Below are 7,796 nucleotides of genomic sequence, written 5' to 3' on the forward strand. Positions count from 1 at the left end.
CCACCGGAGCCACTCCAGGTAGTCGAGGCAGTCCGCATCGGTGCGAAACCAGGACTGGAACTCGCCCGCAGTCCGCGGATAATCAACGCCAGCATGAGGGTAAGTCACCCTTGGAGTTTACTCCGGTTAAGTGGAGACCCCAGATCTGGATATAGTCGTCGAGATTTTGAGCCTGTTCTTCCACTGTTTGGCCTTCGTCGTTGCTATCGAATGATCAGCGGCAGACTGCGAGCGGGTCTCTCGTTCCGCCAAGCGATGTTTCGGCTGGAGTCTTTGGTCGGCGCTGGACGAAGATTCTGGGCAGAGCCACGTCTCTTACTCTACCCAGATCCTAACGACATCCGGTGTGCAGGTGTGGGATGTCGCTCGTTGCGGCCTTGCGTTCCGCTCTGGGAGCCCCTCTGTTACCGAAGGTTCGCGCTTCCGTCCGTGCCCGCGGAACCGGATTCCGAAACCCTTCTTACGCGTCTGCTCCGCAGGCATCCATATTGCGCCCTGTCGCCGCCCTTGAGGGCATGGGTCGCCGACGAGCTGAAGAGTCAATTTTCGGCCTTGGTCATCGGTTGGACCGGTAGGGTGGACGAGCGAGAGCGAAGTCCACCGAACCCCGCGCCGTTGTTGGTGGACTGCGCCGCGCTTGTCCACCCTAACGAAGACGACTGGTCCGAAGGATGATCGACGCCCAATTTTCAACAGACCTTGAAATTCACCAGTCTTGCAAATCAACTGATCCCGCGATTCAACTGATGCCGCAACTCGATCTAGGGATACTGAAAACTGAACGAGGATACTGGAAACTAAAGGGCCTTAAAACCTTTCATTGCCAGGATCCCCAGGGCGATCAAGGTTCCCGTCCTCAGCAGCCCCCAGCGATGGTGGTCTTTCGCCAAAATCACCTCCACGGCATAAAAAAGGACCACTGACTCCAGGACAAGAAAGCCGATGTTCTGTGCCAGCGCCTCGGAGAGGAGTGGCACTGAAACGGCGACGATGAGGATCAGCATGTCCAGCGAGTTGGCACGAAAGTCCGTGTCGGTGGTCCGCAGCCAGACTCCGGTGAGGAGCGCCACGGCGGCGAAGACGGCTGTCAGGACGTTCGTGCCGACAAGGGCTTCGGCGTGGGGCGTGGCTAAGGAAACGACCATGACGCAGGTCGCATAGAGGACGACCCGCTCGATCGTGGCCCCAGCGATGGGGGTGACGAAGGTTGTCAGCAGACTCAAGACCAAGAGTCCGAAGGCCATCTCGGCGACATCGAGACTGACGTCGGCGGAGAGAAAGGCCCCGATGACCAGCACCACGGATACGAGGGCTGACAGTGCCCGGTGTGATGATGTCAGGACGCGTTTGGAGTGCGTCTCGATCAGCATCAGGAGTCGGGTGTGACTGGGCGACCTCAGACGGGGATCCCGACCAAGCGCCGCTGCCTGCCGTGTGCCCAAGGCATGCAGCCCGAGCAGGACGATGGCGCAGAAGACTAGGTAGACCGAGAGCACCGCGGCGTCCGCGCTATAGCGCATCACATAGGCGAGTGCGACCGCCACCAGCTGGGCCAGGTAGACGAGGGTGACGGCCTGGCTCTGCGTCAGACCGAGGCTCAGCAGCCGGTGATGGAGGTGAAGGCGGTCCGCCGAGAAGGGAGAGCGCCCCGCGGCGACGCGTTTGACCATGACGCTCAGGGTGTCGAGGATCGGAATACCGAGGATCAATAGGGGAACCAGAACGCCGAGCGCCGAGTCGGGGCTCTGTGTAATCCTGATTGCGAGCACGCCGGTGCCGAATCCGAGGAATTGACTCCCGCTGTCGCCCATGAAGATTTGGGCCGGATTGCTGTTGTACCGCAAGAAGCCGAAGGTCGCGCCGATCATCGCGATCGCGATCGAAAATGCCGCCCTGTCGCCGTTCTGATAGGCGAAGGCGGCCAGGCATCCGAGTCCAAGCACACTGATGCCTCCGGCCAAGCCGTCCAGTCCATCCGATAGATTCACCGCGTTCGTGATTCCCACAAGGAAGAGAAGGGTCAGGGGAATCGAGATGGCAGCCGGAAGCGACCAGACGTCGAGGAAGGGGAGTTCTTGAATCGACACGCCGCCCTCAACCACGACCACGAGCGCAGCGATGACCTGTCCCAGCAGTTTGAGCCTGTAGTCGAGGTTGAATCTGTCGTCGAGCAGACCGAACAGGAAGAGGATGGCGGCCGCGGCTAGGAAGGCGGAGACCTCCTGGTCGAGAGGGACGAAGACCATGACGGGTATGACGGTCCCGGCAGCGATCGCAATTCCGCCCGTCCTGGGAAGGGCTCGGTGGTGCACCTTGCGTGGGCTTGGCAGGTCGGTTAGACGCAGCGGGCCAGCGATTCTCTTCAGCGGCGGAATCAACAGCATGGAAAGGAAAAGGGCTAGCAGAAGGATGTAGATGGCTTGCATTAGCGTCGGGTAGGTGCGTGTCGGGCGCGACGAATCAACGGATCGACGTGATCTTCGGAGCCAATCGGGCGTTCTGAGTCAGAAGCACGAGCCAAGGGTTTCGCTTCGCTTAGTAGAGTGCGGAACAGGTTGAATGCTGGTTCGCTGCCAACGGCTCAGCGCGCAACGTATTCGCGGCAAGGTTGGCGCAAGCGCTCGGGCGGCTCGCTCGAATCAAGCGGCTCGCCAGGCCGAGCCATATGCACTCGTTGAGCGGGTCGTCAAGGTTTCCCCGACGAACGTTGCGTCTATTGTCGATATGTCCGTCCTTCGCGTCCATGCCCTTCTGTGGCCGTGCCGCTGCGGCCGCCATTCGACCCAGCTTCTGTGGCAGACTTCTGTGCGGGCGCGATGTCCTCGTGGTTTCGGTGTGTCGTCTTGAAAGGTGATGATTGATGGCTTGCGTCTTTACTCGGCGAGGATGGCGATGACTTGGGAAGCCTGGCTTTGCGTCGGGGTGGTGGTTCTCGTCATCGGGTCCCTGGTGCTGACCAAGGTTGCGGCAGACGTCGCGCTGGTGGGCGGCGTGGTGATCCTGCTGCTCGCGGGCGTGCTGACCCCGGAAGATGCGCTGCGCGGGCTGTCGAACGAGGGCATGGTCACGGTGGGCATCCTCTATATCGTCGCGGCGGGCCTGCGTGAGACCGGTGCCATCGCCTGGCTGGTCCAGAGTGTGCTCGGACGTCCGAAGACGCTCGCGCGTGCACAGGTGCGCCTCATGGCGCCCGTCATGGGCTTGAGCGCCTTCCTCAACAATACCCCGGTCGTGGCGATGTTCCTGCCGGCGGTCAACGAGTGGGCGCATCGCAACCGGCTGCCGATCTCCAAGCTGCTGATCCCGCTCAGCTATGCCGCTATTCTGGGGGGCACCTGCACGCTGATCGGCACCAGCACCAATCTGGTCGTCAACGGGCTCATGACCAAGGACGCCGGCTTGCCGACGCTGGGGATGTTCGAAATCGCCTGGGTGGCGCTGCCGTGCGCCCTCATTGGCTTTCTCTATCTGATCTCGCTTGGGCGTTGGCTGCTGCCGGACCGCAAGCCGGTGATGAGCGATCTGGACGATCCGCGCGAGTATACCGTCGAGATGCTGGTCGAGCCGGCCAGCCCCTTGGCCGGCAAGACTATCGAGGCGGCCGGGCTGCGACACCTGCCCGGCATGTACCTGCTCGAGATCCAGCGCGACGGCGACATCCTGCCCGCGATTGCGCCACACCAGAGGCTGCAGGCCAACGATCAGCTGGTGTTCGTGGGCGTGGTCGATTCGATCGTCGATCTGCAGCGCTTCCGGGGGCTGGTGCCGGCGAGCGACCAGGTCTTCAAGCTCGAGGTGCCGCGCCCGGAGCGCTGTCTCATGGAGGCCGTGGTGTCCGATAGCTGTCCGCTCTTGGGTAAGAGCATTCGCGAGGGCCGCTTTCGCAGTCATTACAATGCGGCCGTGATTGCCGTGGGGAGAAACGGCGAACGCATCGAGCGAAAGATCGGCGACATCGTGCTCAAGCCCGGCGACACACTGCTCATCGAGGCCGATCCGGGTTTCGCCGAACGCCAGCACAATTCGCGTGATTTCTTCCTGGTCAGCCAGGTGCCGGATTCCCGTCCGCTGCGCCAGAATCGTGCTCTGATGGCCATCACGATTCTGGTCGCCATGGTCTTGGCCGTGACCTTGGAATGGTTGCCGATGCTCCAGGCCGCCATGGTCGCCGCCGGTCTCATGCTGGTGACGCGCTGCATCAACAGCGCGGTGGCGCGCGCTGCCGTCGACTGGAAGGTGCTCATCGCCATCGCGGCCTCCTTTGCCCTGGGTCTGTCCTTGCAGAAGACGGGTGCGGCCGGCTTCATCGCCGCGGAGGTCATCGCGCTTGCCCAGTCCCAGCCATGGGTTTCGCTCGCCGTCGTCTACCTGCTCACCATGTTCTTCACCGAACTCATCACCAACAACGCCGCCGCGGTCCTCATGTTTCCCATCGCACTCTCGACCAGTCAGGCGCTCGATGTGAACTTCATGCCCTTCGCGATCGCGATCATGATGGCCGCCTCGGCCAGCTTCTCGACCCCGATCGGCTATCAGACCAACCTCATGGTCTACGGACCGGGCGGGTATCGGTTCAGCGACTACTTTAAGGTCGGGATTCCGCTCAACATCACCATGGCGTTGATCACCATCGGCTTGGCGCCGCTGGTTTGGGGTTTCTGAGATCCTTTAGAATCGGCTTGGCCGTTGCGGCGAGTTTTGGCGCGCGCTGTCTGGATTTGACGAACGTCGTCGCGAGTCGATTGCCGAACCTTCACAATCCCCGTGCGATCGCGAGGCCGAGGATGCCGCGGGCGCGCCTCGCCGGACGGGACTGCTTGAATTAGCATCCACTAATACCAAGCTAGCAGCCACGCGTTCGATCGGAGCCCCCGGCGACTTAGAGTCCCACCCTCCGCTCGCGGGCGACGCTGTTTCGCGCGAGCGCCGCTCGATGCCGCCGAACTTCGCCTCGCGATGGGTGCGAAGCGGCTAATGGCGATAGGGCGACGCGGCCTCTCATGCCCACGACAACAACCAGATACCGACGTGCTCCGCAATAGGCGGAGCCGACATCAGACAACGGAGCCATCCATGTCCCAACCGACGAAAGAAGCGATCGAAGCCGCCATCAAGGCCTACGTAGAGCCCAATCTGGGCCGAGATTTGGTGTCTGCCCATGCCATCAAGGACATCACCATCGACGGCGATCGGGTCAAGGTCGAGGTCTCGCTGGGCTTCCCCGCCAAAGGTGCGCAGGAGGCCATTGCCGAGGCCGTGAAGGCGAAGGTCAGCGGCGTTGCCGGTGTGGGCAGCGTGGAGGTGCAGGTTGGCTGGGAGATCCGGGCGCACTCCGTCCAGAAGTCCCTCAAGCCGATCGACAACGTCAAGAACATCATCGCCGTCGCCTCTGGCAAGGGCGGCGTGGGCAAGTCGACCACCGCAGTCAACCTGGCGCTTGCCCTAGCGGCCGAGGGTGCGCGTGTCGGCATCTTGGATGCGGATATCTACGGGCCGTCTCAGCCGCGGATGTTGGGGATCCATGGCAAGCCGGAATCCAACGACGGCAAGACCCTGGAGCCCATGAGCAGTTATGACCTCCAGGCCATGTCGATCGGTTTTCTCATCGATGAAGAAACGCCCATGATCTGGCGCGGACCCATGGTGACGCAGGCGCTGGAGCAGCTGCTGAACGACACCAATTGGTCCGATCTGGACTACCTGGTCATCGACCTGCCGCCGGGCACCGGCGACACCCAGCTGACGCTGGCCCAGAAGGTCCCCGTCTCGGGCGCCATCATCGTCACCACGCCGCAAGACATCGCCCTGCTGGACGCCCGCAAGGGCCTCAAGATGTTCCAGAAGGTCGAAGTGCCGGTGCTGGGCATCGTCGAGAACATGAGCACCCACATCTGCTCCAAGTGTGGGCATGAAGAGCACATCTTCGGGCAGGGTGGCGGGACCGCCATGTCCGAGCAATATGGGATCGATCTGCTGGGCTCTTTGCCTCTGGATATCCATATCCGCGAGGAGACCGACAACGGCAAACCCAGCGTCGTCGCCCAGCCCGAGTCACGCGCGACCGAGATCTATCGCGAGATCGCCCGCAAGACGGCCGCCAAACTGTCCCTACAGGCCAAGGACTACGCGGCGAAGTTCCCGCGGATCGTCATCCAGAACAACTGAGGATCCGCCGTCGGTCGGCACGCTTCTCCGCCGTGCCGACCGGTCTCGGGCGATGCCAATCCTCGCGCAGCCGCCTTGTGATCCCGTTTCTGGGCCATTCGGGCGTTTCGCCTCCGTGACCTCGCCAAGCGTGTTTCCTCGATCGGTGTCAGCTCGAGACGGTTGGGGAGGCGTGGCTGACTTTCACAGTCGGGGAATGCACGTTAATCTTGTGCGCTTTTTCAGTCTCGAGGATGCCGTCATGGCCATCAAGTCCGATCTCTGGATCCGCCGTATGGCCGCGGACGGGATGATCGACCCGTTCGAGCCCTCCCAGGTCCGCGAGGGCAATGGCGGGCGCGTGATTTCCTACGGCACGTCGAGCTATGGCTACGACGTGCGCTGCGCCGACGAATTCAAGATTTTCACCAACATCAACTCGGCCATCGTCGACCCGAAGAACTTCGACTCCAACAGCTTCGTCGATCTCAAGTCCGCCGTCTGCATCATTCCGCCCAACTCCTTCGCCCTGGCGCGCACCGTCGAGTACCTGCGGATCCCGCGTAACGTCTTGACCATCTGCCTGGGCAAGAGCACCTATGCCCGCTGCGGTATCATCGTCAACGTGACGCCGCTGGAGCCGGAATGGGAAGGGCATGTGACCCTGGAATTCTCCAATACCACGCCACTGCCGGCGAAGATCTATGCCAATGAAGGCGTCGCGCAGATCCTCTTTCTCGAATCGGACGAGGTCTGCGAGACCTCTTACAAGGATCGCGGTGGGAAGTACCAAGGCCAGCGCGGTGTAACCTTGCCGAAGTCCTGAGGCAGACGCCGATTCTGGGGGCGTGTTTCCGGCGAGAATCGACGAACTTCAAGCTCGGGCTGACAGCAAGGGACAGACGCGGCACTGCTCATGATCTTCGATCGTTCGACCAAGCTGTTCGTCATCCTCGGCGGCTTCTTCGTCTGCAATGCGCTCATTGCGGAGTTTCTCGGCGTCAAGATCTTCGCGCTCGAGGATACCCTGGGTCTGAAGCCCTTCGACTGGCAGCTCTTCGGTCAGACCGGTTCGCTGAGTTTCACCGCGGGCGTGCTGCTCTGGCCCGTGGTGTTCGTGATGACGGACATCATCAACGAGTACTTCGGCCGTCGCGGTGTCCGCCTGCTCTCCTACATGGCGGTCGGCCTCATCGTCTACGCCTTCGTCTTCGCCTATGTCGCCATTCAGCTGGCGCCCGCGAGCTGGTGGGTCGGCATCCAGGCCGAGCGTGGGGTGCCGGACATGCAGGCGGCCTTCAGCGTCATCTTCGGCCAGGGTATGTGGATCATCGCGGGGTCGGTGATCGCCTTTCTCATCGGTCAGCTCGTCGACGTCACTATCTTTCACCGCATCCGCCGAGTCACGGGCGAGCGGTTCGTCTGGGCGCGCGCGACGGGCTCGACCTTGGTGTCGCAGTTGATCGATAGCTTCGTGGTGCTCTACATCGCCTTCGTGCTCGGACCTCAGAAGTGGCCGATGGACCTAGCCTGTCGAAATTAGCTGTTTTCGGCCGCTTCACGCGTCCCCGGCTTTCGGATGCCAATGGACATTAGAAAAATACTGGAACGAGCCGCGCAAGCTTGATAAAAATTCCGAGGTATTAACGCTT

5 protein-coding genes are annotated in these 7,796 nt (G+C 61.8%); 4 read left to right on the plus strand and 1 reads right to left on the minus strand.

Translation table 11 applies throughout. The features are described from left to right. Nucleotides 1-797 precede the first annotated feature (797 nt). Entirely contained in the window at nucleotides 798-2,246 is a 1,449-nt protein-coding gene (locus CKO23_RS23115; protein ID WP_200335622.1) for an MraY family glycosyltransferase, read from the minus strand. A gap of 646 nt (nucleotides 2,247-2,892) precedes the next feature. Between CKO23_RS23115 and CKO23_RS23120 the strand changes: the two genes are divergently transcribed. From CKO23_RS23120 to CKO23_RS23135, 4 genes are all read left to right on the plus strand, one after another. Then, a complete protein-coding gene (locus CKO23_RS23120) occupies nucleotides 2,893-4,662 on the plus strand; it encodes an SLC13 family permease (protein ID WP_200335623.1) in 1,770 nt (589 codons plus the stop codon). A gap of 411 nt (nucleotides 4,663-5,073) precedes the next feature. Continuing rightward, complete coding sequence (apbC, locus tag CKO23_RS23125; protein ID WP_200335624.1) at nucleotides 5,074-6,165, plus strand: iron-sulfur cluster carrier protein ApbC; 1,092 nt, start codon at nucleotides 5,074-5,076, stop codon at nucleotides 6,163-6,165. Between the two features lie 241 nt (nucleotides 6,166-6,406). Continuing rightward, nucleotides 6,407-6,970, plus strand: a complete 564-nt coding sequence (gene dcd / locus CKO23_RS23130; protein WP_200335625.1) for a dCTP deaminase — start codon at nucleotides 6,407-6,409, stop codon at nucleotides 6,968-6,970. Nucleotides 6,971-7,060: 90 nt separating this feature from the next. Continuing rightward, nucleotides 7,061-7,687, plus strand: a complete 627-nt coding sequence (locus CKO23_RS23135) for a queuosine precursor transporter (protein ID WP_200335626.1) — start codon at nucleotides 7,061-7,063, stop codon at nucleotides 7,685-7,687. Nucleotides 7,688-7,796 lie beyond the last annotated feature (109 nt).

Origin of the sequence: Thiocystis violacea (assembly GCF_016583565.1) — a bacterium.
Taxonomy (GTDB): domain Bacteria; phylum Pseudomonadota; class Gammaproteobacteria; order Chromatiales; family Chromatiaceae; genus Thiorhodococcus; species Thiorhodococcus violaceus_A.

Bases quoted from the DNA above. Each gene is read 5' to 3' on its own strand.
- dcd (WP_200335625.1), top strand. From the start codon at position 6,407: ATGGCCATCAAGTCCGATCTCTGGATCCGCCGTATGGCCGCGGACGGG.
- CKO23_RS23135 (WP_200335626.1), top strand. From the start codon at position 7,061: ATGATCTTCGATCGTTCGACCAAGCTGTTCGTCATCCTCGGCGGCTTC.
- CKO23_RS23115 (WP_200335622.1), bottom strand. From the start codon at position 2,246: ATGGTCTTCGTCCCTCTCGACCAGGAGGTCTCCGCCTTCCTAGCCGCG.
- apbC (WP_200335624.1), top strand. From the start codon at position 5,074: ATGTCCCAACCGACGAAAGAAGCGATCGAAGCCGCCATCAAGGCCTAC.
- CKO23_RS23120 (WP_200335623.1), top strand. From the start codon at position 2,893: ATGACTTGGGAAGCCTGGCTTTGCGTCGGGGTGGTGGTTCTCGTCATC.